Here is a 24,988-nt window from a genome sequence, read left to right as displayed (position 1 = left end):
AAAATGAACGAAGTTTTGAATTCTGGCGCGTTGAGTTTTGCGTCTTTAGCGGTATCGGTGGTGGTTCTGATTGTTGGGCTTGTTCTTTGGTTTTTTATCAATCGGGCAAGTTCGCGTACTAACGAGCAGATTGAGCTGCTTGAGGCATTGTTAGATCAGCAAAAAAGACAGAATGCTTTGTTACGTCGCCTTTGCGAAGCTAACGAACCCGAGAAAGCGGCAGAGCCTACTGCACTGCCCATTAAGGATGAAGACGATGACATCATCCGCCTGGTAGCTGAGCGGTAAAAAAGGTATGGCAGGATGAGGAAAGGCTGTTGTTGTTCTCAGTTGCTTCATCCTGTCGTCAGCGCGTCAGATTATTTTCTTCTGTCCCCGTCGTGTAATTGGCGGCCGGGCAGTCATCTATTCTCAGTGTTTTCAGATGCTCCGCCTAATTAATATCTTATCCCCAGTATGATATAAATATAATCTTCCATACGTAAAAAATATGATTATGTCATTTTTGTGATAACGATCGTTTTATTAACAGCGAAACGTTTCTCTTACTTTTTTTGTGCCTTGTCATCATTCTTTCATTATTTTGGTGCAAAACCAGAAGGCGGATCTCATTTTTACGCTTGTGACATTTTATGCATTACTAAGCATAAAAAATGATATCTGGCAGAACTCGTAACAGATAACCTGGAACAACTGAACCTATTGAGCTATGGTAGAAATATCCCGGCTATGGCGCAAGTCAGGCGGGGATAGGGGAGAGAGGCGGGAATATAATTCTACTCGATCTGGCGCATAACTGTGCAGTTGCTGTTTGATGGACGACGGGATTTGTGCGACCGATCGAGACACGTTTAAAAATGGCTTGCCATTATTAACGTTGTATGTGATAACACGTTTTGGGTTAAACGAGGTACAGTTCTGTTTATGTGTGGCATTTTCAGTAAAGAAGTCCTGAGTAAACACGTTGACGTTGAATACCGCTTCTCTGCCGAACCTTATATTAGTGCCTCAAGCAGTAATGTCTCAGTTTTATCTATGTTATGCCCGCGGGCGAAGAAAATACTCTAAGGAATTTTGCAAATGGCAAAGATTAAAGGTCAAGTTAAGTGGTTCAACGAGTCTAAAGGTTTTGGTTTCATTACTCCGGCTGATGGCAGCAAAGACGTGTTCGTACACTTCTCCGCTATCCAGGGTAACGGTTTCAAAACTCTGGCTGAAGGCCAGAACGTTGAGTTCGAAATTCAGGACGGCCAGAAAGGTCCGGCTGCTGTTAACGTAACAGCTATCTGATCGACACCACTGATTTGAAGCGCTTTTGCGCATCCATCTCAGATATAAAGCCTCGCTTATGCGGGGCTTTTTAATTCAAATTACGTCAAAATATTACTGAATGCCCATCCATTAGCGCTTTGTTGCAAAGGCGTGAGGTTCGTAGCATAGTTTTCCCCGCTTTCTTGCGGCATTTCCCGTTAAATCAGACACCTGAAAAACTATCTTGTTGGAGATCGGGTGAAAAAGAAAAACGACGGCGATGCGCGCAATTTTACTCCCGTACGTTTTGCCCTGCTTTGCGTGGCAATATTATTGAGCCTTGGATTGCTGCTGGGGCGGGTTGCGTGGTTGCAAATTGTCACGCCGACGAATCTGGTAAAACAGGAAGACATGCGTTCTTTACGCGAGGTGTCCATCGCTTCGCCACGCGGAATGATAACCGACAGAGAAGGGCGACCGCTGGCGGTAAGCGTTCCGGTTAACGCCGTCTGGGCCGATCCGAAGACGATTATCAGCAAGGGTGGCGTTGGCTATAACGAACGTTGGCAGGCGTTAGCGAAGACGCTGCATATTTCTCTCAGCACGCTGGCTGAACGCGTTAACAGCAATCCAGCCGGGCGGTTTATCTATCTGGCGCGCCAGATCTCTCCTCAGCAGGCAGAATGGGTCGACAAACTGGATCTGCCGGGAATCAACCTGCGTGAAGAGTCCCGCCGCTTTTATCCCGCCGGACATGTTGCGGCCAATCTGATTGGTTTCACTAACATTGACGGTCAGGGGATTGAAGGGCTGGAGAAAAGCTTCAATAGCCAGTTGATGGGCAAACCCGGCTCCCGCCTGGTACGGAAAGACAAATTTGGCCATGTCATCGAAAATATCACGGAAGTGATGCCGGTGCCGGCGCATGAATTACAGCTCAGCATTGATGAGCGTTTGCAGACGGTTACTGAAGACGCGCTGGACAATGCCGTGACATGGAATAAAGCGGAATCAGGGGCCGCAGTGCTGGTCAACATTGCCACCGGCGAAATACTCTCCATGGCAAGCTTTCCCGATTTCAATCCCAATAACCGTGATGGCGCGGTACTGGATGATTTTCGTAATCGTGCAATTAGCGATACCTTTGAACCCGGTTCAACCGTAAAACCACTGGTGATTATGACCGCTTTGCAGCAGGGGATAGTACAGCCTGACAGCGTGATTGATACTCATCCTTTTATTGTTGATGGCCATCGCATCCGCGACGTTGGATTTTACCCGGAGCTATCGCTGACCGGGATTTTGCAGAAATCGAGCGATACCGGCGTGTCACACCTTTCGCTGGCGATGCCGGTACAGAAATTACTGAATACCTATAAAAGCTTTGGCTTTGGCGATCCAACCGGACTGGGTTTAACCGGGGAAAGTCGCGGATTAATGCCTCAACGCCGCTACTGGAGCGATCTGGACCGGGCAACCTTCGCATTTGGCTATGGATTAATGGTGACGCCGCTCCAGCTGGCGCATGTCTATGCCACCATCGGCAGTTTTGGTATCTATCGACCCCTTTCTATTACACGTATCGATCCGCCGGTAATAGGTACGCGAGTGATGCCGGAGGCGCTGGTTCACCAGGTTGAACATATGATGGAAAGCGTCGCGCTACCCGGCGGCGGGGGAACCAAGGCCGCGGTCAGAGATTATCGCGTCGCGGTTAAGACCGGAACGGCAAAGAAAATTGGCGATGACGGCAAATATGTCGATAAATATGTGGCCTATACGGCGGGCGTTGCGCCAGCGAGCGACCCAAAGTTCGCGCTGGTTGTGGTTATAAATAACCCGCAAAACGGTGCTTATTATGGGGGGGCAGTCTCCGCGCCGGTATTCAGCCAGATAATGGGCGATGTCCTGCGTCTGGAAAACGTAAAGCCGGACGGAATGCCTCCCGGCTCCGATCATCTGCTGGTAATGCACGGCAGCAACGTATCCTCGCCGTCGCTGTAAGTTATTTTCCCAGGGCGCAATTCGCGTTACACTTGCGCCCTTAAGTCACCTGCCGGAGTTGTCATGTCGTTTTCCTGTCCTCTTTGCCACCAGGCTCTTACTCAAGCGAATAACAGTTTTGTCTGCCCTGGGCGGCACCAGTTTGACGTGGCGAAAGAAGGGTATGTCAACTTACTGCCGGTTCAGCACAAACGGTCGCGCGATCCGGGTGATAGCGCGGAGATGATGCAGGCGCGCCGGGCATTTCTCGATGCCGGACACTATCAGCCGCTGCGCGAAGCAATTGTGGATGCGCTCACCCAGAGGTTGAGTTCAGAAGATGCGGCGATCCTGGATATTGGCTGTGGGGAAGGGTATTACACCCATGCGTTTGCCGATGCGCTGACGGGCTGTACAACCTTTGGTCTTGACGTTTCTAAAGTGGCGATTAAGGCCGCAGCCCGTCGTTATTCGCAGGTGACCTTTTGCGTTGCCTCCAGCCATCGCCTGCCGTTTGCCGACGAGTCAATGGATGCCATCATCCGGATCTACGCGCCCTGTAAAGCGCCGGAGCTGGCTCGCGTGGTCAAACCGGGTGGCTGGGTTATTACCGCCACGCCGGGTTCGCGTCATTTAATGGAGCTGAAAGGGCTGATTTATGATGAGGTGCGTTTGCATGCGCCACACACTGAGCAACTGGACGGTTTTGTTCTGCAAGAGAGTCTTGCGCTGGGGTATCAGATGCAGCTCAAAGGTAGCGAGGCCGTTGCGTTACTGCAAATGACGCCGTTCGCCTGGCGGGCAAAGCCGGAAGTGTGGGAAACGTTAGCCGGAAAAACGACGTTTGACTGCCAGACAGACTTTAGTATTCATATCTGGCAGCGCCTGAATTAACCGTGGAAGTGTGCCCAGAGGATCTGGGCGCCAATACCTATCAGTACCACCCCGCCCAAAATTTCAGCTCGCTTGCCCAGCATCGGGCCAATGAAACGACCGATCATCATGCCGAGCGTAGACATAATCAACGTGGCGCAGCCGATGGCCAGCGCTGTGGCAATAATGTTGACCTGCAGGAAAGCCAGACCCACCCCGACGGCCATTGCGTCGAGACTGGTTGCAATGGCGGTGGTGACCAGCAGCCAGAAGCCATGGCGGCGCTGTGGCTCTTCATCTTCATCCCCGTCGTCGCGAAAACCTTCTATTATCATTCGTCCGCCTAAAAAGATCAGCAGAATGAAGGCGATCCAATGGTTCCACTCCAGTACAAATTTGCTGGCGAGCATACCCATGCCCCAGCCAATGAGCGGCGTAAGCGTTTCAACGGCGCCGAAAATAAGGCCGGTGCGCAGTGCTTCAGAAAATTTGGGTTTATGCAGGGTGGCGCCTTTGCCAATTGATGCAGCGAAAGCATCCATCGACATGCCGAAAGCAAGAAGAACAGTAGCGGTGAGATTCATAACAGCGTCCTGACCGGGGTATCCATAATACACATCACTGCCCCCAGTAACCATGCATACAGGCTGGAATCACTGTAAATACAGCGCCATTCAGGTATGCATCGCAGTTGATGTGCCTATGGTCTCGCCTGACTGAATCTGTAAGATCAGTCCGTACGCGCCACGTTTTTCAACGAGTATGTTGACACGTACATTTCCGGAATCTGGAAATCGGCTACTCCCCAACGACGGGCGCAACCTTAACATATTTTGAGAATATAAAACAAGAAACGCAGAAATAATATTTGGCCTCTAATTGAAAACGATTTTCATTTAGATTTATTTATAAATAAAACGTTAAAATAAATAACATTATGAGCAGTAGGATATAGCCTTAGCTATGTTTATTTTTGAATGGATATATAAAAAACATAGTTCAGGCTATATTTGTAACTTACTGATTTGAAATTAAAAGTTTATATATGTTTTCGAGATCGTCTATATTACGTACGCGAATCAGTAATCTTCGATGTTCTAATTGCATCACCAGGACACCGTCTTCAGATAAATTCATCTCTTTAATCCGGTTATATTCAATCCAGACATTGGCGAAAAAAAAGCCTTTCTGTTTGAAGATGATTTTTGGCGTACGGATCCAAAACAGATACAGTCCCATCAATACCAGTGCACATAATAACCATGTAGTAAATTGCGCGCCGTGGCTGGTGATGTTGTTGTAGATAAGAATAGCAATCAAGCCAAGGAAGATAACGCTGTCGACTCTGCTACGAGGAAGCAGGGCGACAGACAACAGAGTAGGGCCATTACGGCGGGGCATGATGAACTGATCGTAAATGGCATACGCCAGCAGCGAAAAGATAAAAAGAACCAGCACCAGGTCCGTGATAGTCATGAATCCTCAACCCTCTAAATAGAAAAACCGGGGGCAAGCCCCCGGCGGTGTACAACAGTCTTACAGGCCGAGCAGTCCGACAGCGTAGCCCGCGATACCGATGACGAAGAAGCCAACGATGATCCACAGCGGGTTCACTTTTTTACGCAGCAGCCACATACAGGCGAAAGTCAACAGCAGAGGAACCAGACCCGGCATCAGCTGGTCAAGGATAGTCTGCACAGTGGTGACGCGAGTCTGACCATCCTGACCGGTGATGGTGGAAACCACCAGCGGGATGTTTACGTGCGTCCACTTGTTAACCAATGCCCCCATGACAAACAGGCCGAGGATTGACGCCCCCTCAGTCAGTTTCTGCAGGAAGCCGCCGCCCATATCTTTAACGATATCGATACCTTTACGGTAGCCGTATGCCACACCGTAGTAACGGGTTGCCAGACGAACCAGGTTAAACAGGATGAAGAACAGCAGTGGTCCAAGCAGACTGCCGCTCATCGCGATACCTGCGCCAAGTGCGGCGAATACCGGACGTACGGTACCCCAGAAGATCGGGTCGCCCACGCCTGCAAGCGGTCCCATCAGACCAACTTTGATACCGTTGATGGCACCATCGTCAATCTCTGCGCCGTTTGCACGCTGCTCTTCCATCGCCAGCGTAACTCCCAATACGGGGGCCGCTACGTACGGATGGGTATTAAAGAATTCCAGGTGACGCTTAATAGCCTGCTTACGTGCGTCGTTGTTTTCCGGGTACAAGCGGCGGATAGCCGGCACCATGGAGAAACAGAAACCCAGCGCCTGCATACGTTCGAAGTTCCAGGAACCCTGAAACAGGTTAGAACGAAGGAACACGCCACGAATGTCACTCGGAGTGAGTTTTTTCTCGGTGGTAGTTTTAGTCATATCAACCATTTCGCTCACCTGCTAGTCCAGTTCGTTATCGAGATCGTTATTGCCAGCCGCAGCAGCAGGTGCACCGGCTACGCGGTTATATTTCGGGCTCAGCTGAATGTAGAGGATAGCCATTACTGCGCCAATCACACCCAGAGCAACCAGGTTGAAGTTAGTAAATGCCGCGGTGACGAAGCCGAGGTAGAAGAATGGCATCAGGTAGCCTGCGCGCATCATGTTGATGACCATCGCATAACCAACCACTACGATCATACCCCCTGCGATGTTCAGACCGCCGGTCACAACTTCCGGAATGGCATTAAGCATGCTCTGAACTTCACTGGTACCAACAGAAATCGCCACGATTACCGCCGGGATAGCGATACGCATAGCCTGCAGGAACAGGGAGGATACGTGCAGCCAGGAGATCGCCGTTAGGTTACCGTTTTCTGCCGCCTTATCCGCTGCGTGCTGGAATGCTACGGTGATAGTACGAACGATGATGGTCAGTACCTGGCCTGCTGCTGCCAGTGGGATAGCCAGCGCGATACCTGCACCAATGCTTTGGTGACCCGCGATAACCAGAACGGTAGAGATAATTGAGGCCAATGCGGCATCAGGTGCAACCGCAGCACCGATGTTCATCCAGCCCAGGGCGATCATTTCCAGGGTACCACCGATGATGATACCGGTTTTCATATCACCGAGAACGGCACCAATCAGCGTACAGGCCACCAACGGACGGTGGAACTGAAATTCATCGAGTACCGACTCCATACCCGCGATACATGCGACGATGAACACCAGCACAATCTGAAGAGTGGTAATCTCCATTGTACTTCTCCTATTGCTATACAGACTTAAGTGTGAAAACTAAGTAAATGCCAGGGCGTTATTTCACCTTGGCAATCAAATCCATCATTTTCAGTTTCTGATCGGTAGAAACCTTACGAGCCTCGAGCTCAATACCGCGTTCGTTGAGTTTCTTGAAGGCTTCGATGTCTTTTTCATCGACAGAAATTGCGTTGTTTACCTGCGTTTTACCCTGACGGAAAGCCATACCGCCAATGTTTACAGAGGTAATTTTCACACCACCTTCAACGATACGTTCTACGTCGGTCGGGTTGGTAAACAACAGCATCACACGCTCACCTGCATATTTCGGGTTGTTGTAGACGCGGATCATTTTCGCGACATCAACCACATGCGCCGTCACACCCGGAGGTGCAACCTGGGTCAGCAGCGTTTTACGCACGGTATCGGCGGCAACTTCATCACTGACGACGATAATGCGTGTTACGTTGGTTTCTTTGGTCCAGCGAGTTGCTACCTGACCATGGATTAAGCGGTCATCAATACGCGCCAGGCCGATCTGCATATAATCGTTCGGCCCCATCGGTTTGGCGGGAGCTGCTGCTTTTGGCGCCGCGACTGGGGCTGGAGCGGCTTTCTCCACCGGTTTTGCTTTCAGCGCTTTCACGCCTTCGCTACCGGTTTCAACGGCCAGTGCTACTAATTCATCGAAGCTGGGGTTGTCATCACGCGCCATGAAGGTTTCAACCAGCATGGGAATGTTCACACCGGCGATGACTTCGTAATGCTCTTTATCGACGACAATGCGGCTCGCAGCGTTAAACGGGCTGCCTCCCCATGTGTCAACGAGAAACAGCACGCCTTTACTGGTATCGAGTTTTGCCAACTGAGCGTTGTACTTTTCAATCAGCGTTTCGGCATTTTCGCCTGGAACGAAATCGATCCAGCCGACGTTTTCCTGCTCGCCTAACAGCATTTCTGCTGTCTTAAGTAACTGCTCTGCAGCCCAACCATGTGTGCCTATTACAATAGCAATGGTCACTTGCTACCTCCTTTATTATCGTTAACACATCAACGTGAAGATGTATTTGAATCGTCGTCCGCAATCGAATCGATTCAGATAAGGGTTACAAAGAAAAACCTATGATTTTCGTGAATTATTTTAGATATCGAAAAAAATATTTTATGTGATGAAGATCCGTAATTTAACTTCCGATAAAAAGAAATTTCGAAGGGTAAAATATCTCCGAAACAACTTATTGCAAAGGAAGGTAAATCTTTGCTAAAAAACGGTTGTCTCTGTTATGTTTAGCATCGGTTTAATTACTCAGGAGTATAGGGCAGTAGCTCACCATATGGATCGTCACCGACGTCATTTCACTATCAGGCCGTATCAAGCCTGTCAGATTGGCACTTTTTGCCACAAATTTTCTCTGCATATCGCTTCAACGCCTGAGATCCTCAGCGCGCAGTTTGGTCATTCCTTAAGCAGGAGCTTGTCATGGAATTATTAATGGACCCGCAGATTTGGGTGGGTTTGCTCACGCTTGTCGTTCTCGAAATTGTTCTGGGTATTGATAACCTGGTCTTCATTGCGATCCTGGCTGATAAGCTGCCGCCAAAACAGCGAGATAAAGCGCGTTTAATCGGTTTGTCACTGGCACTGGTTATGCGCCTGGGCTTGTTGTCCGTGATTTCGTGGATGGTGACGCTAACTAAGCCGCTATTTACGGTAATGGACTACTCGTTCTCGGGGCGCGATCTGATCATGCTGCTGGGGGGGATTTTCCTCTTGTTCAAGGCCACGACAGAGCTGCATGAGCGGCTGGAAAACCGTGAACATGATACCGGCCAGGCAAAAGGGTATGCGAGTTTTTGGGTTGTTGTGACGCAGATTGTCATCCTCGATGCGGTGTTCTCGCTGGATGCCGTTATTACGGCGGTTGGTATGGTCAACCATCTGCCGGTGATGATGGCGGCGGTCGTGATTGCTATGGCCGTGATGCTGCTGGCTTCTAAGCCGCTGACACGATTTGTGAACCAACATCCGACGGTGGTGGTGCTGTGTCTGAGCTTCCTGTTAATGATCGGTCTGAGCCTGGTTGCCGAAGGGTTTGGCTTCCATATTCCGAAAGGCTATCTGTATGCGGCGATTGGCTTCTCAATCATCATTGAGTTGTTTAACCAGATTGCCCGTCGGAACTTTATTCGCCACCAGTCGACGCTGCCGCTGCGTGCGCGCACTGCCGATGCAATCCTGCGTCTGATGGGGGGTAAAAGTCAGGCCAGCGTGCAGATGGAATCCGACAACCCAGTGCCGGTTCCCGTCCCGGAAGGCGCATTTGTGGAAGAAGAACGTTATATGATCAACGGCGTCCTGTCTCTGGCGTCGCGTTCATTACGCGGCATTATGACGCCTCGTGGCGAAATTAGCTGGGTTGATGCAGACCTGAGCGTGGAGGAAATTCGCGAGCAATTGCTCTCGTCACCACACAGCCTGTTCCCGGTGTGTCGTGGCGAACTGGATGAAATCATCGGTATTGTGCGTGCAAAAGAGCTGCTGGTCGCGCTGGAAGACGGTGTGGATGTGGCGGCCATTGCCTCTGCGTCTCCGGCTATTATTGTCCCGGAAACGCTGGACCCTATCAATCTGTTAGGTGTTCTGCGACGCGCTCGCGGCAGCTTTGTTATCGTCACTAACGAGTTTGGTGTAGTCCAGGGTCTGGTCACACCGTTGGACGTATTAGAAGCTATTGCCGGTGAATTCCCTGATGCCGATGAAACGCCTGAAATTATTGCTGATGCAGGCGGTTGGTTGGTGAAAGGTGGTACCGATCTGCATGCGTTGCAACAGGCGCTGGACGTGGATACGTTAGTGAATGAAGATGAAGACATCGCCACGGTGGCAGGTTTAGTCATTGCCGCTAACGGCCATATTCCACGCGTAGGTGATGTTATCGATGTTGCACCGTTGAGCATTACGATTGTCGAAGCCAATGACTATCGTGTGGATTTAGTTCGCATTGTTAAAGAACAACCCGCTCACGACGAAGACGAGTAAGCGGGGTTAGCGAAACGGCATAACGTGCATACTGTGTCGCCCGTTATGCCGGGCGGGCGGCGGCGTGCTGCCCGCCAGCCATTTGGGAAAATCGCGCAGCGGCATCGGCTTTGCATACAAAAATCCTTGCAATAAATGTACGCCGTGTCGGCGCAAATGCTGTGCCTGCGCCTGTGTTTCAACGCCTTCCGCCACCAGTTCTATATTCAGTTTTTTCCCCAAAGCGATAATGATGTCTGTGACGGTTGAGTTCACGGCGTCTGTCCCGATTGCTGAGGTAAATGATTTATCTATCTTCAGCACATCCGGGCGAAGCTTTTCCAGCCAGGAGAGCGAGCTGTTGCCGGTGCCGAAATCGTCAATTGCCAGCTTTACGCCAAGCCGATTTAACTCGCGCACGACCCGATAATCCACATCCAGCAACGCATCGCGCTCGGTGAGTTCGATAACCAACTGCTGAATAGGGTGCTGGCTGAACCAGTACTGGTTGAGATCTTTTAGCAGCGTACCGTTACGAAAATGGCTGGCGGCAACATTTATCCCAATATGAAACTGGCTGCTCATCGGGAATACGTGCCGTTGCTGAATGGTTTCTGCGATGACATGACGGGTAAGCGGCACAATCAGGTTGTGCTCCTCTGCGATGGGAATAAACACTTCGGGAGAGATCCAACCCTGGCGCGGGTTATTCCAGCGTAAAAGGATTTCCACTCCCATACATTGCTGGGTTTGCGCATTAAGTAGCGGCTGGCAAAACAGCTCGAATTCCCGTGCAGCAAGGGCCAGATTTATCTCCCAGGAGAAGCTCATTCTGCTGGCGGTCGCCAGCCATGCCAGGTAGCCCACTAAAAAACTTAGGATCACCGCCAGCGGCAGTTGTGTTGGTAGATGTTTTATAGCCAGTTCGCTGGCACCCGGACCGGTGACGCTGATAGTAAAGGGGAAATGTTGCGATGAGAGCTGGTAGCGTTTTTCATTATCCAGTTCAGGTAGCGTATCGACAACACCCTGTCCATATAGCAAATGGCGATTACCGACGGTTAAGCTGGCATGGGTAATTTGCGGTGGCTGGGGTTCAAGCAACATGGACGATAATAAATCAATGTTAACGATTTCCAGCACGCCATCTGAGCCATCGGCAGATGCTGGATACCATTGCGTCAGAATCGGACTGCCCTTAATCAACGAATGGTCGGTAGACAGCAGCAATTGCGGCTCCCGACTGGGTAATTCAGGCTCCAGTTGGCGAATAGGCACATTGCGATAGCCAAAAATGCTGGAACAATAAAGGACCCCGCTCTGAATCAGGCTGATAGAACGTACCGTTTGCAGTCTGGCTGCATGCTTACTCAGAGGTAAACGCGCGACTGAGCAGGGAAGCCCAATCAGCGGTAGCAGTACATCGCGTCCGGTCTGTAGGGGCAAAAGCACGTCATCCAACTCTTCAACGGCGTGGTTGGCAAAGGTAACGGTATTGCGATGATTTAAATTACGCTCCGAAATAAATCGGACAGTTAATGTGAGAATGAGCGTCAGTAGTGCACATAGTGTGCAGACGATTAAGCGATTCCGGCGATAGTTCTTGATGATCCTTTGCGCTGTTTGCATGCGGGCCGCCCGATAAGCCGTTGGTCACAGTAGCCAACAGCAACAGAGCAAGTGTAGTGGGGAAAATTACGCCAGACGAGGGAGAGGGGGCAAATTCGCCCATCTGTCGCAGATGGGCGAAAAATAAGTATTAGTCACATTGAACTTTGATTGCCAGGCCACCGCGTGACGTTTCACGGTATTTGGCGTTCATGTCTTTACCTGTTTCGTACATGGTCTCAATGACTTTATCCAGCGAGACGCGCGGAGCGCTGGTACGGCGCATTGCCATACGCGCAGCGTTGATCGCCTTCACTGACGCAATGGCATTACGTTCGATGCACGGAACCTGTACCTGTCCCGCCACCGGATCGCAGGTTAAGCCGAGGTTATGTTCCATGCCGATTTCAGCAGCAACACATACCTGCTCAGGGCTTGCGCCTAACAGTTCAGCCAGACCCGCGGCAGCCATGGAACAGGCTACGCCCACTTCACCCTGACAACCCACTTCTGCACCAGAGATAGACGCGTTCATTTTATACAACGCGCCAATCGCGCCGGCCGCCAGGAAATAACGGGTATAGATATCCGGGCTGACGGACTCGATGAAATGATCGTAATAGGCCAGTACCGCAGGCACGATACCGCAGGCACCGTTGGTTGGCGCAGTAACTACGCGACCACCCGCGGCATTTTCTTCGTTAACGGCCAGCGCGAACATGTTCACCCAGTCGATCACGTTCATCGGATCGTTGGACAGCTTGTCGCTGGAAACCAGCATACGACGCAGGGCTGAAGCACGACGAGGAACGCGCAGCGGACCCGGCAGCACGCCTTCGGTGTTCATACCACGATCGATACAAGCCTGCATGGTTTGCCAGACGTTACCAAAGTATTCTTCAATCTCTTTTTTACTGTGCAGAGCAAGTTCGTTCTGCATCGCCATGCCAGAGAGAGACAGGCCGGTGCTGTTGCAGTATTCCAGCATTTCGGTGGCGGATTTGAACGGGTAAGGCACACTGACCTCGCCCGCGGCATCCTGACCAAAATGTTCTTCATCAACGATGAATCCACCGCCGATAGAGTAGTAGGTTTTGCTGTAAATGACGGTTTCGCCACTGTACGCGTGGATCTGCATTCCGTTTTCATGCAGCGGCAGGTTGCCGTTGTGAAAACGCATTCCGTCATTCTGCGGGAAATCCACTTCGTGCTGACCCTGCGCAAGCAGCAGGCGTCCACGCGTTTCCACGTCGCGGATAAATCCGGGGATGCTGTCAATATCTACGGTAGCAGGCTCATTGCCCGCCAGACCCATAATAATGGCGATATCGGTATGGTGACCTTTACCCGTGAGCGACAGTGAACCATACACGTCGACGGCGACACGAGTAACGCTGTCCAGTAATCCTTTTTCGACCAGGTCATCGACGAACTGTTTACCCGCCTTCATAGGCCCTACGGTATGGGAAGATGAGGGACCAATCCCCACCTTAAACATGTCGAATAGACTAATCACGATAATACTCCTACAGGGCGACTGGGGTTTCCAGTAACGATGTTATAACTGCGCATAGTGTAAGAGGGAACGCGGCGATCGGCTTAACTATTCACATGAATTAAACTAATAGATAACCGCGGTTTTACTAATGTTGTGACCTGAGTTTCAAGTTGTCTATGGTGTGCGTAAAGATAAGTATAGTCAGGGCTTGACGCCAATTTGCAGCGCCAGCTCACGAATTATTCCGGCGGTCATTCCCCAGACGAAATATTGCTCATACCAGGAAAGCCATACACGATGTGAATCGCCGCGACGGTAGATATCCAGCGGGTGATAACGACCTAAATGCAGGGCTTGTGCCAGCGGCATTTCAAACACGGCGGAAACTTCATCAACACTTGCGCGATACGGCAAATTTGGCGGGATAATGCCTACCACCGGCGTGACCTGGAAACCGGTCACACTGTCGACCGGCGGCAGAACGCCAATTACCTCCACGCAGGATGGTGGGATCGCCACTTCTTCCTGCGCTTCGCGAAGGGCGGCGGCAATTAACGAGGCATCGCTGCTATCCACCGCGCCGCCGGGAAAGGCGACCTGTCCGGCGTGCTTGCGCAGATGAACGGAACGCTGAGTTAACAGTAACCCCGGCTGTGCACGACGCACGACGGGGATCAGTACGGCGGCCTGACGCTGGTTTAACGCAGTATGATTAACCTGCGGGCGCAGGAGTTGAAAGCGCGATAAAAAATCATCAAGCGTCAGGCTGCTGTATTCCACGTGTCAGTTCTCCAGTTGGTGCAAAATACGATTCACTTTATCAAACGTTTCCTGATACTCCGCATCTTCCTGGCTGTCCGCCACAATGCCACCGCCAGCGGAACAATAAATGCGTCCGTTGGTGGCTGTGAGCGTGCGAATGGTGATGCTGGTATCCATATTGCCGCAAAAGCTCAGATAGCCAATGCTACCGCACCAGGCGTTGCGTCTTTGCGGTTCCAGTTCGTCAATAATTTCCATTGCCCGCACTTTTGGCGCACCGGTAATAGAGCCGCCGGGGAAGGCGGCGCGCAGCAGGTCAGTGGCGTGCAATGACTCTGGCAGACGCGCGGTAATGGTGCTGACCAAATGATGAACGGCAGGGAACGGTTCGACAACGAACAGTTCCGGAACCTGTACCGAACCGGGTTCGGCAACGCGGCCGATATCATTACGCATTAAATCGACGATCATCAGGTTTTCCGCCTGATCCTTTGGGGAGTTCGCCAGTGATTGAGCCTGTAGACGATCGGCATCGGCATCTTCAAGTCTGGGCAGCGTGCCTTTAATCGGGCGCGTCTGGATGTGCTGGTTTTCCAGCAGAATAAAACGTTCAGGTGAAAGGCTGAGAATCGCCCCTTCCTCAAGACGTAAAAACGCACTGAACGGGGCGCGGTTCGCATGGTTGAGACGTACAAACGCCAACCACTCATCTCCTTGATAATGCGCCTGAAAACGCTGGGCAAGATTGACCTGATAGCAATCGCCGCTGTGCAGATAACGCTGCACCTGACGGAACTTTTCACCATACTGCGCACGGGTCATGTTGGACTGCCACGAGGATGTTAACGAAAACGGTTCGCGCACGGGTATCTGTTGATTTTCCAGCCAACGGCGTCGTGCCTGTACATCGGAGTGGCTAAGTAGCGACACCCTTTGCAACTGATGATCGACAATCAGCGCCCAATCGTAAATGCCAACCGCCATGTCCGGTAGCGTGATATCCTGTTCGGCTTCCGTTGGCAGAGATTCAAAACGACGGCCTAAGTCATAACCGAACAGACCCAATGCGCCTCCCTGGAAGGGAAAATCGGGATTATAATCGGGCTGAATAGTCAGCGATGTCAGCGCCGAACGTAAAACCGTCATCGGATCATCAACCGTTTGCATAGTGCCGTGATGGTCATGCAAAACGGTCTCTTCTGCATGTGTGACCAGCGTGGTAATGGGGTCGGCGACCAGAATATCAAAGCGATTATGCGGATGGTCGGCATGGCCTGAATGCAAAAGCATTGCCCAGGGCTGGTGGCTTAATGTGGCAAAATAGTGCTCAGCGGCGTCCAGACGCCAGGGGAGTGTGATTACAGCGGGAGATAACGTCTTCATCAGTCCTGACTCGTTGCTACTTCACTGGCTATGTGCCGGGTAGCATGAAATAATTAGCGCTAATAATTTAGCAGGAGTTCACCATGATTGCAGGTTTACCTTCACTCACGCACGATCAGCAGCAACAGGCGGTTGAACGCATTCATGAACTGATATCCCAGGGGATGAGCAGTGGCGAGGCGATTACGAAAGTGGCTGCTGAATTACGCGCCAGTCATACCGGCGAGCGGATCGTGGCGCGTTTTGAAGATGAAGACGAATAACGCCGCTTATACCGCAGCGATAATCTTAATTTCAACTTTGTATTTCGGGTTCATTAACCCGGCCTGAACGGTACAACGTACCGGCGCGTGACCAGCAACAACCCATGCGTCCCAGGCTTTGTTCATGGCGGCAAAATCATTTTTGTCCGCCAGGAACAGGGTGGCATCAAGAATACGTGACTTGCTGCTGCCCTGTTTTTCCAGCACCGCATCAATTTGCGCCAGCGTATTTGCCGTTTGCTCAAAGGCGTCGGCATCCAGATTTTCCGGTACGCCGGTGTAATACAACGTGTTGTTGTGGATAACCACGTCGGACCAACGCGCTTCGGCATCAATGCGCACAATCGTCATAAATCATTCCTCATTTACGTTTTTTCATAATGGCTTCGGGTTGCGCCAAGACTGCCATAATGTTGTGTCCACGTCACCTCTTCAACTGGCGAAAGAGCCGCTGGCCTGACATAATCCCTGTTCAAATGAACAGGGGGCAGTGTGACGGACGATTTTGCAGCAGACGGTCAGTTGGCTAAAGCGATACCCGGTTTTAAACCGCGTGAACCACAGCGGCAGATGGCCTTCGCCGTCAGTCATGCTATCGAAAAATCACAGCCGCTTGTTGTCGAAGCCGGAACAGGAACGGGTAAAACCTACGCTTATCTTGCCCCCGCGCTGCGTGCCGGAAAGAAAGTAATTGTCTCCACGGGCTCGAAGGCGTTGCAGGATCAGCTATACAGCCGCGATTTACCCACAGTAGCGAAGGCTCTGGAATTCACGGGTAAACTGGCGCTACTGAAAGGGCGTTCAAACTATTTGTGTCTTGAGCGTCTCGAACAACAGGCGCTGGCGGGCGGTGACCTGCCGGTACAGACTTTAAGTGACGTCATTCTGCTACGCTCCTGGTCAAATCAAACCCTTGATGGTGACATCAGCACCTGCGTCAGCGTGGCGGAAGACTCTCAGGCCTGGCCGCTGGTGACGAGCACAAATGATAATTGCCTTGGGAGCGACTGCCCGCTGTACAAAGAGTGCTTTGTCGTGAAAGCGCGCAAGAAGGCGATGGATGCAGATGTCGTCGTGGTAAACCACCATCTGTTTCTCGCTGATATGGTGGTAAAAGAGAGTGGGTTTGGCGAGCTGATCCCGGAAGCTGAAGTGATGATCTTCGATGAAGCGCATCAGTTACCGGATATCGCCAGCCAGTATTTTGGTCAATCGCTCTCCAGTCGCCAACTGCTGGATCTGGCGAAAGACATCACCATTGCCTATCGCACCGAGCTGAAAGACACTCAGCAGCTTCAAAAATGCGCTGACCGACTGGCGCAAAGCGCGCAGGACTTCCGCCTGCAACTGGGCGAGCCGGGCTATCGAGGAAACTTGCGGGAACTGCTGGCCGACCCGCGCGTACAGCGCGCGTTTTTGTTGCTCGATGACACGCTGGAGCTGTGTTACGACGTGGCGAAACTGTCTCTCGGACGTTCCGCCTTGCTGGATGCCGCGTTTGAACGTGCCACGCTTTACCGTGCTCGTCTGAAGCGCCTGAAAGAGATCAACCAGCCAGGTTTCAGCTACTGGTATGAATGCACCTCGCGCCATTTCACCCTTGCGCTGACGCCGCTCACGGTGGCGGATAAATTCAAAGAAGTGATGGAACAGAAGCCGGGCTGCTGGATTTTTACCTCCGCGACGCTGTCGGTAAACGATGACCTTCATCATTTCACCGCGCGGCTGGGTATTGAAGATGCCGAGTCGATGCTGCTGCCAAGCCCATTTGATTACACCCGCCAGGCGCTGCTGTGCGTGCCGCGTAATCTCCCGCAAACCAACCAACCGGGAGCGGCGCGTCAGCTGGCATCCATGCTGCGTCCCATTATCGAAGCGAACAACGGACGCTGTTTTATGCTGTGTACCTCGCACGCGATGATGCGCGATCTGGCGGAACAATTCCGCGCCACCATGACCCTTCCCGTGCTGCTGCAGGGCGAAACCAGTAAAGGGCAACTGTTACAGCAGTTTGTCAGCGCAGGTAATGCGTTACTGGTTGCCACCAGCAGCTTCTGGGAAGGGGTGGACGTGCGTGGCGATACGTTGTCGCTGGTGATTATTGATAAACTGCCGTTCACCTCGCCGGACGATCCGCTGTTAAAAGCGCGGATGGAGGACTGCCGTTTGCGCGGCGGCGATCCGTTTGAAGACGTTCAGTTGCCGGATGCGGTAATCACCCTGAAACAGGGCGTGGGGCGTCTGATTCGTGACGCCGACGACCGCGGGGTGCTGGTGATTTGCGACAACCGTCTGGTGATGCGACCTTACGGTGCCACTTTCCTGGCAAGCCTTCCGCCTGCACCGCGGACACGTGATATTGCTCGCGCTGTTCGTTTTCTTGCCATACCAACGACTGAGTAATTTGTTACGGAGTGTGGTAAGATGCGCGCCAAATTTATTGACCTGATCACAAACACCCATGCGAATTCTGGCTATCGATACCGCCACAGAGGCGTGCTCTGTTGCCCTGTGGAATGACGGTACTACCAAGGCTCATTTCGAGCTTTGCCCACGAGAACACACCCAACGAATTTTACCAATGGTTGAGGAAATCCTGGCCGCTGGCGATCTCACGTTAACCGATATCGACGCTCTGGCGTTTGGTCGCGGTCCTGGCAGTTTCACCGGTGTACGTATTGGGATTGGCATTGCTCAGGGGCTGGCGTTAGGCGCGAATTTACCGATGATCGGCGTTTCCACCCTGGCAACAATGGCGCAGGGTGCCTGGCGTAAGTCGGGCGCGACCCGCGTACTGGCCGCGATCGACGCGCGAATGGGCGAAGTCTATTGGGCCGAATACCTGCGTGATGAGCACGGCAACTGGCACGGTGAAGAAACCGAAGCGGTGCTAACCCCCGAGCAGGTGCATGCGCGTTTACTGCAACTGTCTGGCGAGTGGGTAACGGTCGGAACGGGCTGGCCTGCCTGGCCTGAGCTCGGTAAAGACAGTGGTCTGACGCTGAGCGATGGCGACGTTTTGCTTCCGGCGGCTGAAGATATGCTGCCTGTTGCCACGCAAATGCTGGCTGCCGGTAAGACCGTGGCGGTTGAACATGCGGAACCGGTTTATTTACGTAACACCGTGGCATGGAAGAAACTTCCCGGTAAAGAATGAATCTTAGTAGTACATCCCTGGTCAATTCGCACAGCCGTCAGTGCGCAGCATGGTGAATTGGTCGAGGCAGAAGCTAAGAAAAGGGAGTCGCAATATGGCGGTGCAAAAGCAGTTATTGAAAGGTGTGTTGGTGGGCGCATTCGCGTTAATGCTTAGCGGTTGTGTCACCATCCCGGACGCGATTAAAGGTTCGAGCCCTACGCCGCAGCAGGATCTGGTGCGGGTGATGAATGCCCCGCAGCTGTATGTCGGACAGGAAGCGCGTTTCGGCGGTAAAGTGGTGGATATTCAGAACCAGCAGGGGAAATCCCGTCTGGAAATTGCCACTGTTCCTCTTGATAGCGGGGCGAGACCGGTGCTGGGCGAAGCCTCCCGCGGGCGAATTTATGCTGATGTAAATGGCTTCCTCGACCCGGTGGACTTCCGCGGTCAACTGGTTACCGTCGTCGGTCCGATTAGCGGTACTGTGGATGGAAAAATCGGTAATACGCCGTATAAATTCATGCTGATGCAGGTAACTGGCTACAAACGCTGGCATATTACTCAGCAAATTGTTATGCCGCCTCAGCCGATCGACCCCTGGTTCTACGGTGCGCGTGGCTGGCCTTACGGTGGCTACGGCGGATGGGGATGGTACAATCCCGGCCCGGCACAGGTTCAGACCATAGTAACTGAGTAACTCTTTGTTTTATGAGTAAAAGAAACAGCGGCTCGTCCGCTGTTTCTGCATTAACGTGGATATAAGAAAAATAAATAGTGACGTGCTTCGCAACCTTGTCGTTGTGTAATAAACAAACTGGTACGCTGAGTTAATATTATGTTAACAGTTTGTTTATTGCCTGGGGTTGTGATGACGACGAATACGCATTTTAGAGGTGATGTATTGAAAAAGGTTTGGCTTAACCGTTATCCCGCTGGTGTTCCTGCGGAGATCAATCCTGACCGTTATCAATCCCTGGTGGAACTCTTTGAACACTCAGTAAGACGGTATGCCGATCAGCCCGCGTTTGTAAACATGGGGGAGGTGATGACCTTCCGCAAGCTTGAAGAGCGTAGCCGGGCATTTGCGGCCTATTTGCAACAGGGACTCGGGCTGAAGAAGGGCGATCGCGTCGCATTGATGATGCCGAACCTGCTGCAATATCCGGTCGCACTGTTTGGGATTTTACGTGCCGGCATGATCGTCGTGAACGTGAACCCGCTGTACACGCCTCGCGAGCTGGAACATCAGCTCAACGACAGCGGCGCGTCGGCGATTGTCATCGTGTCTAACTTTGCCCACACGCTGGAAAAAGTCGTCGACAAAACGTCGGTGCAACACGTGATTCTGACGCGTATGGGCGATCAGCTGTCGACCGCCAAAGGGACGTTGGTTAACTTCGTCGTCAAGTATATCAAGCGTCTGGTGCCGAAATATCACCTGCCGGATGCCATCTCATTTCGTAGTGCGCTGCAAAACGGTTATCGCATGCAGTATGTGAAACCCGAAGTAGTGTCGGAAGATCTGGCGTTCCTGCAATATACCGGGGGGACTACCGGTGTGGCGAAGGGCGCGATGCTTACGCACCGTAACATGCTGGCTAACCTTGAGCAGGTTAACGCCACTTATGGTCCGTTGCTGCATCCGGGTAAAGAACTGGTGGTGACGGCCCTACCGCTGTATCACATTTTTGCGCTGACGATGAACTGCCTGCTGTTTATTGAGCTGGGCGGTCAAAACCTGCTGATTACCAACCCGCGTGATATTCCGGGACTGGTAAAAGAGCTGGCGAAGTATCCGTTCACCGCCATGACCGGCGTCAACACGCTGTTTAACGCGCTGCTGAATAACAAAGAGTTCCAACAACTGGACTTCTCGTCACTGCACCTTTCGGCTGGCGGCGGGATGCCGGTTCAACAGGCGGTAGCTGAACGTTGGGTGAAGCTGACGGGTCAGTATCTGCTGGAAGGCTATGGCCTGACGGAGTGTGCCCCTCTGGTGAGCGTCAACCCTCACGATATCGACTACCACAGCGGCAGTATCGGGTTACCGGTTCCTTCCACCGAGGTCAAACTGGTGGATGACGACGATAACGAAGTGCCGCCGGGAGAACCGGGCGAACTGTGCGTGAAAGGTCCGCAAGTGATGCTGGGCTACTGGCAGCGACCAGACGCCACCGACGAAATCGTCAAAGACGGCTGGCTGCACACCGGCGATATTGCGGTGATGGATGAAGAAGGCTTCCTGCGTATTGTCGATCGTAAGAAAGATATGATCCTGGTGTCCGGCTTTAACGTCTATCCAAACGAAATTGAAGACGTGGTTATGCAACATCCTGGCGTACAGGAAGTGGCTGCGGTCGGCGTTCCGTCGGGCAGCAGCGGTGAAGCGGTGAAAATTTTCGTGGTGAAGAAAGATGCCTCGTTAACTGATGAGGCGCTTATCACTTTCTGCCGTCGTCACCTGACGGGCTATAAAGTACCGAAGCTGGTGGAGTTTCGCGACGAGTTGCCGAAATCTAACGTCGGTAAAATTTTGCGACGAGAATTACGTGACGAAGCGCGCGCCAAAGTGGACAATAAAGGCTGAGCGTTAAGTCAGCCAGCAGAAAACGCCGGGTAAACCGGCGTTTTTTTTGGCGCAAACCTAAGAGAGCACGATTTGAATTATCAAATGATCACCACGGACGACGCGTTAGCCACGCTGTGCGAAGCCGTCCGTGAATTTCCGGCGATAGCCCTGGATACCGAATTTGTTCGCACACGTACCTATTATCCGCAGTTGGGGCTGATCCAGCTGTTTGATGGCAAACACGTTGCTCTGATTGATCCACTAGGGATCACCGACTGGTCGCCCCTGCGCGATATTCTGCGTGATACCGCCATCACCAAATTCCTGCATGCGGGAAGTGAAGACCTGGAAGTGTTTCTCAACGCTTTTGGCGAACTTCCGCAGCCGTTAATTGACACACAAATCCTGGCCGCGTTTTGCGGTCGTCCGCTGTCGTGGGGCTTCGCCTCGATGGTGGAAGAGTTTACGGGTGTGGCGCTCGACAAAAGCGAATCGCGTACCGACTGGCTGGCCAGACCGCTGACCGAGCGTCAGTGCGAATACGCGGCGGCTGACGTCTGGTATCTGTTACCGATCACCACAAAACTGATGGCTGAAACCGAAGCCAGCGGCTGGCTGCCAGCTGCGCTGGACGAATGCCGCTTAATGCAGCAGCGTCGCCAGGAGATTCTGGCACCAGAAGACGCCTGGCGTGACATCACCAACGCATGGCAACTGCGCACCCGTCAGCTAGCCTGCCTGCAATTGCTTGCCGACTGGCGACTGCGTAAAGCACGCGAGCGCGATCTGGCGGTAAACTTCGTGGTGCGTGAAGAGCACCTGTGGGCGGTGGCGCGTTATATGCCGGGCAGTCTGGGTGAACTGGATAGCCTGGGTCTTTCCGGGAGCGAAATTCGTTTCCACGGTAAAACGCTGATCGCCCTGGTGGAAAAGGCCCAGGCTTTACCGGAAGAGTCGCTACCGCAGCCGCTGCTGAATTTGATGGATATGCCAGGGTATCGCAAGGCGTTCAAAGCCATCAAAGCGCTGGTTGCCGAGGTGAGTGCGGAACATAATCTCAGCGTCGAACTTCTTGCTTCGCGTCGCCAGATCAACCAGTTGCTCAACTGGCACTGGAAATTAAAGCCGCAGCAATCCCTGCCAGAGCTGGTTTCCGGCTGGCGTGGCGAATTGATGTCCGATCGCCTCAACGCGCTGCTGCAGGAATACCCGCAGTAAGTCACCAGGCTCGCCGGGTCGCGCGTTTGCTGACCCGGCCTGCGCAACGCTACAGATCGAGCACCAGGCGCTTACCTTTGGCGCGCGAGCAGCAGATGAGCATGCTTTGCTGGCTGGCTTTTTCGTCGTCGCTGAAATACTGATCGCGGTGATCCGCTTCCCCTTCGAGAATCGTCGTTTCGCAGGTGCCGCAAACACCTTCCCGGCACAGGCACTCAACCCGGGCGGCTTTGTTATTTTCGATAACCTGCAAAATGGTCATCTCTTCCGGGACCACAAACTCGCGCCCGGAACGCGCCAGCACCAGGGTGAAGGCGTCGCCGCCTTTCTCTTCCACGGCAAATTGTTCGAAATGTAGCGTATTGCTGTCCAGCCCAAGGCGGGAAGCCGCTTCTCTGACAGCATCGTTGAGCACCGCAGGGCCACAGGTGTAGATATGCGTGCCGGGTTCAACATCTGCCAGCAGACGGGCTAAATCGAGGCGGGTGCCTGCGTTCGACAGGTGCAGATGAATGCGATTGGCGCTGGGGTGTTGCATGAGTTCGTCATGAAACGCGCAGGTCTCCTTGCTGGGAGAGCAATAGTGCAGTTGCCATTGCGTCTGAGATTGTTCCAGCTCCGGGAGTTGCGATAAAAACGGTGTGATGCCGATACCTCCGGCAATTAACAGATGTTTTTGTGCCTGAGGAGCGAGGGCGAAGAGATTATTTGGTGTGGAGATCGTGAGCGTGTCGCCGGGCTTCACGTTTTGATGCAGATATCGTGAGCCGCCTTTGGACGCCTCCTCCAGGCGTACGGCGATTTTATAGGCGCGCGTATCGCGTGGTGAACTCATCAGCGAGTACGCATTGCTGTACAGATTCTCGCCATCGCGCATCTGCACGATAATATGGCTGCCACCTTGAAACGCAGGCAACGGCTGGCCTGAGGTCGCCGTTAAAGTGAAGCATTTTACCTGCGCGGTAATCGTCTCAATCCGGCTGACCCGGACTTCTTGCATTTGATAATCAGACATTGCGGCCTCCCTAAAAAATCTGTCCGACGCGGCTCAGCGACGCGCCGGAACCTGTCGTAAAAGCCCCGGGTTATTCCTGAAAAACCTGGGCGACCAGATTATGGAAATGGGCAATGCCATGCTCGGAGATGCCGCTGCCGCTGGTGTCCGCCATAATGCGTCCCTGGCCGCGATACCCGCGCGATTTCAGCCCTTTTTGTACGCTTTCAACCAGACGTAAATCTTCAGGACGAAAGACGTTGCGATACCATTCGATCAGTTGTTTCTGCTCTTCGGTCAGCTCTTCGTTGGTGAAGTAGATGTCATAGTTTTGCAGCGTGGTTTCCGCATCTACCGGGAATTCGTAGATAACGGTCATCATGCCTTTGATTGGCGTCACGTTGAGCATGGTGCACGGCCACAGCCAGAAACCGTGGAAGGCGGCATCAACCCCTTCTTCGAACTTAAATGACTGCTCTGAAGGTTTGGCGAAACCGTATTGCAGCGTCCAGTTGCCGTGCATGGTATGCCAGTAACGGTCAACCTGGACCGAGTCGGAAAAACCTGGATGGGCCGGACCGCAGTGGTAGCACTCCAGATAGTTATCGACGATATTCTTCCAGTTGGCTGGGGTACGGGTAGTAAAACGTGCAGCAAGTTTCAGGTCATGCACGTCTGGGCAGGCTTCGATAACTTTGTCTGCAAGACCAGGGAGTTGTTCTTCCACGCTGCCCGCGTTCGGATCCATGTTTATAAACACGAATCCGGCATATTCTTCCAGACGTACCGGTGTAAGGTGCGCTTTTTCGCTGTCGAAGTTGGCGACGTTTTCGCAGTTACGCGCATGCGCCAGATTGCCGTCAAGTTTGAACGCCCATGCGTGGTAAGGGCAGGTAATCACATTTTTCGCTTTCCCCTCACCGCTCAACAACTGATGACCGCGATGCGGGCAGACGTTGTAGAAGGCCCGCAGCACGTTATCGCGCCCACGTACCAGCACGATATTCTCGCCAATCACTTCTCGGGTAACATAATCATTGGGTTTCGCCAGTTCGCTACTGTGGGCGACGCAAATCCAGCTTTTAGCGAACACCTTCTCTTGTTCGTGTTCGAAAGCCTGATGGTCGGTATAAAACCGGGCCGGGATAGTCCAGGCATCCTGCGGGTTGGCACAGAAATTTTGCGGCAGAATAAAATCAGGGCTCAGATTGCTCATTGGAATACCTT

Annotated in this window: 25 protein-coding genes and 1 riboswitch; of the genes, 13 read left to right on the top strand and 12 right to left on the bottom strand. The window is 52.5% G+C overall.

The window, feature by feature from the left end:
• Positions 1 to 3: 3 nt before the first annotated feature.
• The 5 genes from OGW44_RS19875 to rlmA all read left to right on the top strand — a co-directional run bounded on the left by OGW44_RS19875 (position 4) and on the right by rlmA (position 4,128).
• On the top strand, positions 4 to 288 hold the full coding sequence (locus tag OGW44_RS19875) for a YebO family protein (RefSeq protein ID WP_016156797.1): 285 nt from the start codon (positions 4 to 6) through the stop codon (positions 286 to 288).
• Positions 289 to 924: 636 nt separating this feature from the next.
• Positions 925 to 1,068: a DUF2627 domain-containing protein gene (locus OGW44_RS19870; RefSeq protein WP_006684179.1), complete on the top strand. Its 144-nt coding sequence runs from the start codon at positions 925 to 927 to the stop codon at positions 1,066 to 1,068.
• A 12-nt stretch (positions 1,069 to 1,080) separates the two neighbouring features.
• Positions 1,081 to 1,290, top strand: coding sequence for a transcription antiterminator/RNA stability regulator CspE (gene cspE / locus OGW44_RS19865; RefSeq protein WP_001062678.1), 210 nt, complete (start codon positions 1,081 to 1,083; stop codon positions 1,288 to 1,290).
• A gap of 219 nt (positions 1,291 to 1,509) precedes the next feature.
• Positions 1,510 to 3,255 carry a peptidoglycan DD-transpeptidase FtsI2/PBP3(PARA) gene (ftsI2, locus tag OGW44_RS19860; RefSeq protein WP_016153400.1) on the top strand — a complete coding sequence of 582 codons (1,746 nt, stop codon included), beginning with the start codon at positions 1,510 to 1,512 and terminating at the stop codon, positions 3,253 to 3,255.
• Positions 3,256 to 3,318: 63 nt separating this feature from the next.
• Positions 3,319 to 4,128: a 23S rRNA (guanine(745)-N(1))-methyltransferase gene (rlmA, locus tag OGW44_RS19855; protein WP_185655108.1), complete on the top strand. Its 810-nt coding sequence runs from the start codon at positions 3,319 to 3,321 to the stop codon at positions 4,126 to 4,128.
• Here rlmA and mntP read toward each other — a convergent pair.
• The 5 genes from mntP to manX form a co-directional block, all read right to left on the bottom strand.
• The gene (gene mntP, locus OGW44_RS19850) at positions 4,125 to 4,691 is read right to left on the bottom strand and encodes a manganese efflux pump MntP (protein WP_016153398.1); all 567 of its coding nucleotides are present in this window, start codon (positions 4,689 to 4,691) and stop codon (positions 4,125 to 4,127) included. The genes rlmA and mntP overlap by 4 nt on opposite strands.
• Positions 4,692 to 4,821: 130 nt before the next feature.
• Positions 4,822 to 4,926: riboswitch (yybP-ykoY riboswitch) on the bottom strand.
• A gap of 198 nt (positions 4,927 to 5,124) precedes the next feature.
• Entirely contained in the window at positions 5,125 to 5,583 is a 459-nt protein-coding gene (locus tag OGW44_RS19845; RefSeq protein ID WP_016153397.1) for a DUF986 family protein, read from the bottom strand.
• A gap of 60 nt (positions 5,584 to 5,643) precedes the next feature.
• On the bottom strand, positions 5,644 to 6,495 hold the full coding sequence (locus OGW44_RS19840) for a PTS mannose transporter subunit IID (RefSeq protein ID WP_016153396.1): 852 nt from the start codon (positions 6,493 to 6,495) through the stop codon (positions 5,644 to 5,646).
• 12 nt (positions 6,496 to 6,507) lie between these two features.
• Positions 6,508 to 7,308, bottom strand: a complete 801-nt coding sequence (gene manY / locus OGW44_RS19835; protein ID WP_016153395.1) for a PTS mannose transporter subunit IIC — start codon at positions 7,306 to 7,308, stop codon at positions 6,508 to 6,510.
• Positions 7,309 to 7,366: 58 nt separating this feature from the next.
• The gene (gene manX / locus OGW44_RS19830) at positions 7,367 to 8,329 is read right to left on the bottom strand and encodes a PTS mannose transporter subunit IIAB (protein WP_016153394.1); all 963 of its coding nucleotides are present in this window, start codon (positions 8,327 to 8,329) and stop codon (positions 7,367 to 7,369) included.
• A gap of 262 nt (positions 8,330 to 8,591) precedes the next feature.
• Here manX and OGW44_RS25845 point away from each other — a divergent pair, with 262 nt between their 5' ends.
• Both OGW44_RS25845 and yoaE read left to right on the top strand, forming a co-directional pair.
• A complete protein-coding gene (locus OGW44_RS25845) occupies positions 8,592 to 8,801 on the top strand; it encodes a protein YoaL (protein WP_049040522.1) in 210 nt (69 codons plus the stop codon).
• Positions 8,789 to 10,348 (top strand): CNNM family cation transport protein YoaE, encoded by a 1,560-nt coding sequence (yoaE, locus tag OGW44_RS19825; protein WP_185655109.1) that lies wholly within the window; start codon positions 8,789 to 8,791, stop codon positions 10,346 to 10,348. The genes OGW44_RS25845 and yoaE overlap by 13 nt, the downstream gene beginning before the upstream one ends.
• A 6-nt stretch (positions 10,349 to 10,354) precedes the next feature.
• Here the strand turns inward: yoaE and pdeD are convergent, their stop codons facing one another.
• The 4 genes from pdeD to pabB all read right to left on the bottom strand — a co-directional run bounded on the left by pdeD (position 10,355) and on the right by pabB (position 15,578).
• Positions 10,355 to 11,956 (bottom strand): cyclic di-3',5'-guanosine monophosphate phosphodiesterase PdeD, encoded by a 1,602-nt coding sequence (gene pdeD / locus OGW44_RS19820; protein ID WP_019076975.1) that lies wholly within the window; start codon positions 11,954 to 11,956, stop codon positions 10,355 to 10,357.
• Between the two features lie 130 nt (positions 11,957 to 12,086).
• A complete protein-coding gene (gene sdaA / locus OGW44_RS19815; protein ID WP_016153391.1) occupies positions 12,087 to 13,451 on the bottom strand; it encodes an L-serine ammonia-lyase in 1,365 nt (454 codons plus the stop codon).
• A gap of 183 nt (positions 13,452 to 13,634) precedes the next feature.
• Positions 13,635 to 14,213, bottom strand: a complete 579-nt coding sequence (locus tag OGW44_RS19810) for a CoA pyrophosphatase (protein WP_016153390.1) — start codon at positions 14,211 to 14,213, stop codon at positions 13,635 to 13,637.
• A 3-nt stretch (positions 14,214 to 14,216) separates the two neighbouring features.
• Positions 14,217 to 15,578 carry an aminodeoxychorismate synthase component 1 gene (pabB, locus tag OGW44_RS19805; RefSeq protein ID WP_185655110.1) on the bottom strand — a complete coding sequence of 454 codons (1,362 nt, stop codon included), beginning with the start codon at positions 15,576 to 15,578 and terminating at the stop codon, positions 14,217 to 14,219.
• 83 nt (positions 15,579 to 15,661) lie between these two features.
• Here pabB and OGW44_RS19800 point away from each other — a divergent pair, with 83 nt between their 5' ends.
• Positions 15,662 to 15,841: a YoaH family protein gene (locus OGW44_RS19800; RefSeq protein WP_016153388.1), complete on the top strand. Its 180-nt coding sequence runs from the start codon at positions 15,662 to 15,664 to the stop codon at positions 15,839 to 15,841.
• Between the two features lie 6 nt (positions 15,842 to 15,847).
• Here OGW44_RS19800 and OGW44_RS19795 read toward each other — a convergent pair whose 3' ends face one another.
• Entirely contained in the window at positions 15,848 to 16,192 is a 345-nt protein-coding gene (locus tag OGW44_RS19795; protein WP_016153387.1) for a RidA family protein, read from the bottom strand.
• Positions 16,193 to 16,333: 141 nt separating this feature from the next.
• Between OGW44_RS19795 and yoaA the strand changes: the two genes are divergently transcribed.
• The 5 genes from yoaA (at position 16,334) to rnd (ending at position 22,767) form a co-directional block, all read left to right on the top strand.
• Positions 16,334 to 18,244 carry a DNA repair helicase YoaA gene (yoaA, locus tag OGW44_RS19790; RefSeq protein ID WP_016153386.1) on the top strand — a complete coding sequence of 637 codons (1,911 nt, stop codon included), beginning with the start codon at positions 16,334 to 16,336 and terminating at the stop codon, positions 18,242 to 18,244.
• A 58-nt stretch (positions 18,245 to 18,302) separates the two neighbouring features.
• The gene (gene tsaB / locus OGW44_RS19785; protein ID WP_094761103.1) at positions 18,303 to 18,998 is read left to right on the top strand and encodes a tRNA (adenosine(37)-N6)-threonylcarbamoyltransferase complex dimerization subunit type 1 TsaB; all 696 of its coding nucleotides are present in this window, start codon (positions 18,303 to 18,305) and stop codon (positions 18,996 to 18,998) included.
• Between the two features lie 94 nt (positions 18,999 to 19,092).
• Positions 19,093 to 19,677, top strand: coding sequence for a Slp family lipoprotein (locus OGW44_RS19780; RefSeq protein WP_185655111.1), 585 nt, complete (start codon positions 19,093 to 19,095; stop codon positions 19,675 to 19,677).
• A gap of 204 nt (positions 19,678 to 19,881) precedes the next feature.
• Positions 19,882 to 21,567, top strand: coding sequence for a long-chain-fatty-acid--CoA ligase FadD (fadD, locus tag OGW44_RS19775; protein WP_131350914.1), 1,686 nt, complete (start codon positions 19,882 to 19,884; stop codon positions 21,565 to 21,567).
• A gap of 84 nt (positions 21,568 to 21,651) precedes the next feature.
• Positions 21,652 to 22,767 carry a ribonuclease D gene (rnd, locus tag OGW44_RS19770; protein ID WP_016156789.1) on the top strand — a complete coding sequence of 372 codons (1,116 nt, stop codon included), beginning with the start codon at positions 21,652 to 21,654 and terminating at the stop codon, positions 22,765 to 22,767.
• Between the two features lie 49 nt (positions 22,768 to 22,816).
• On the opposite strand, the gene OGW44_RS19765 is transcribed toward rnd, so the two are convergent.
• Together OGW44_RS19765 and yeaW are read right to left on the bottom strand one after the other, a co-directional pair.
• Positions 22,817 to 23,782 carry a PDR/VanB family oxidoreductase gene (locus tag OGW44_RS19765; RefSeq protein WP_016156788.1) on the bottom strand — a complete coding sequence of 322 codons (966 nt, stop codon included), beginning with the start codon at positions 23,780 to 23,782 and terminating at the stop codon, positions 22,817 to 22,819.
• A gap of 70 nt (positions 23,783 to 23,852) precedes the next feature.
• A complete protein-coding gene (yeaW, locus tag OGW44_RS19760) occupies positions 23,853 to 24,977 on the bottom strand; it encodes a carnitine monooxygenase, oxygenase subunit YeaW (protein ID WP_104651350.1) in 1,125 nt (374 codons plus the stop codon).
• Between the last annotated feature and the right edge of the window lie 11 nt (positions 24,978 to 24,988).

Origin of the sequence: Citrobacter sp. Cb023 (genome assembly GCF_030336805.1) — a bacterium.
Taxonomy (GTDB): Bacteria; Pseudomonadota; Gammaproteobacteria; order Enterobacterales; family Enterobacteriaceae; genus Citrobacter; species Citrobacter braakii.
Note: the sequence above shows the minus strand (reverse complement) of the source record. Positions and strands in the feature narration are given on the sequence as shown.

Excerpts from the sequence above, each read along its gene's own strand:
- OGW44_RS19875 (WP_016156797.1), top strand. The coding sequence starts at position 4 with ATGAACGAAGTTTTGAATTCTGGCGCGTTGAGTTTTGCGTCTTTAGCG.
- OGW44_RS19870 (WP_006684179.1), top strand. The coding sequence starts at position 925 with ATGTGTGGCATTTTCAGTAAAGAAGTCCTGAGTAAACACGTTGACGTT.
- cspE (WP_001062678.1), top strand. The coding sequence starts at position 1,081 with ATGGCAAAGATTAAAGGTCAAGTTAAGTGGTTCAACGAGTCTAAAGGT.
- rlmA (WP_185655108.1), top strand. The coding sequence starts at position 3,319 with ATGTCGTTTTCCTGTCCTCTTTGCCACCAGGCTCTTACTCAAGCGAAT.
- mntP (WP_016153398.1), bottom strand. The coding sequence starts at position 4,691 with ATGAATCTCACCGCTACTGTTCTTCTTGCTTTCGGCATGTCGATGGAT.
- OGW44_RS19845 (WP_016153397.1), bottom strand. The coding sequence starts at position 5,583 with ATGACTATCACGGACCTGGTGCTGGTTCTTTTTATCTTTTCGCTGCTG.
- OGW44_RS19840 (WP_016153396.1), bottom strand. The coding sequence starts at position 6,495 with ATGGTTGATATGACTAAAACTACCACCGAGAAAAAACTCACTCCGAGT.
- manY (WP_016153395.1), bottom strand. The coding sequence starts at position 7,308 with ATGGAGATTACCACTCTTCAGATTGTGCTGGTGTTCATCGTCGCATGT.
- OGW44_RS25845 (WP_049040522.1), top strand. The coding sequence starts at position 8,592 with ATGTTTAGCATCGGTTTAATTACTCAGGAGTATAGGGCAGTAGCTCAC.
- yoaE (WP_185655109.1), top strand. The coding sequence starts at position 8,789 with ATGGAATTATTAATGGACCCGCAGATTTGGGTGGGTTTGCTCACGCTT.
- pdeD (WP_019076975.1), bottom strand. The coding sequence starts at position 11,956 with ATGCAAACAGCGCAAAGGATCATCAAGAACTATCGCCGGAATCGCTTA.
- pabB (WP_185655110.1), bottom strand. The coding sequence starts at position 15,578 with ATGAAGACGTTATCTCCCGCTGTAATCACACTCCCCTGGCGTCTGGAC.
- OGW44_RS19800 (WP_016153388.1), top strand. The coding sequence starts at position 15,662 with ATGATTGCAGGTTTACCTTCACTCACGCACGATCAGCAGCAACAGGCG.
- OGW44_RS19795 (WP_016153387.1), bottom strand. The coding sequence starts at position 16,192 with ATGACGATTGTGCGCATTGATGCCGAAGCGCGTTGGTCCGACGTGGTT.
- tsaB (WP_094761103.1), top strand. The coding sequence starts at position 18,303 with ATGCGAATTCTGGCTATCGATACCGCCACAGAGGCGTGCTCTGTTGCC.
- OGW44_RS19780 (WP_185655111.1), top strand. The coding sequence starts at position 19,093 with ATGGCGGTGCAAAAGCAGTTATTGAAAGGTGTGTTGGTGGGCGCATTC.
- rnd (WP_016156789.1), top strand. The coding sequence starts at position 21,652 with ATGATCACCACGGACGACGCGTTAGCCACGCTGTGCGAAGCCGTCCGT.
- OGW44_RS19765 (WP_016156788.1), bottom strand. The coding sequence starts at position 23,782 with ATGTCTGATTATCAAATGCAAGAAGTCCGGGTCAGCCGGATTGAGACG.
- yeaW (WP_104651350.1), bottom strand. The coding sequence starts at position 24,977 with ATGAGCAATCTGAGCCCTGATTTTATTCTGCCGCAAAATTTCTGTGCC.